We start from the raw sequence: 934 nt of genomic DNA on the forward strand, positions 1-934 counted from the left end.
CCCTGTGGTGGTCGACGCCGGAGGAGCGGGCCCTGCGGGACTGCGAGGACGCCTTCCTGCTGGGCGACTGTCTGCTGGTCGCGCCGGTACTGGACCCGTGTCCGTCGGCCGAGTCGTGACCGTCGCCAGGGCTCCGCCCCGAAGCCCCAAGCCGTCGGGTCCGCTCCGTCGGCCGTGCGTCTGGCTTTGGCCCCCGCAGGGCCGCTCCAGGCTCCGACTGCATCGGTCGTGCGTCTGCCTCGGCTCTCGTAGGCTCCGGCTCTGTCGGCCCGCGTCTGCTCCTGGCTTCGTAAGGTCCGCTTCGAGGCGTGGGGGGCTTCCATGGTCGTGCGTCTGGCTCCGGGACCCCGGAGGCGTCGGCTGTCGGCCCCGGGCTGCTCCCGGCCTTGCGGGGCCCGCTTTGAGGCGTCGGCATCCTCGGTCGTGCGTTTGGCCCCGCGGCCTTCGCAGTCCCGCTTCGGGGCGTCGGCTGCCGCAGCCCCGCCCTCGCCCTTGACCACTGGCCCCCCGCTCCGAGCCTCTGGCTTCCCTCGCCTGCGCCGCTGCTGGCTTCGCTCCGAGGCTGCGGTTTCGCCCGCCTTGTGCTGCCCTGCGCCGCTGCTGGCTTCGCTCCGAGGCTGCGGTTTCGCCCGCCCTGCGCCGCTCTGGGCCCCTGCCGACCCCGCTCCGAGCCTGCGGCTTCATCTGCCCTGCGCCTGCGCCTGCCCCTGCCCCGCCCCGCCGACCCCGTCCCACCGGCCCCGCACTCACCCCCGTCGGGTCTTATCCCCGTCTCGTCGGCGCCAGTCGGTGCGGGCCCCGTACCTTTCCGTCCGGCCTAGCCCCTCGCTGCGCAGCCCGGCCGCATGACCGGCCTCACGGGCCCCGTACCCCACTCCGGGCCCCACCACCCCACGCCCGCCCCTCCACGCGGCCCCACTGCGAGCCCCCACAC

Annotated in this window: 1 pseudogene; it reads left to right on the forward strand. The window is 75.5% G+C overall.

Annotated elements, in window-relative coordinates:
- Nucleotides 1-98 (forward strand): annotated as a pseudogene (locus KUM03_RS39390) (hypothetical protein); the annotation flags it as partial.
- Nucleotides 99-934 lie beyond the last annotated feature (836 nt).

Origin of the sequence: Streptomyces sp. AC602_WCS936 (assembly GCF_019049125.1) — a bacterium.
In the GTDB taxonomy this organism is placed as follows: domain Bacteria; phylum Actinomycetota; class Actinomycetes; order Streptomycetales; family Streptomycetaceae; genus Streptomyces.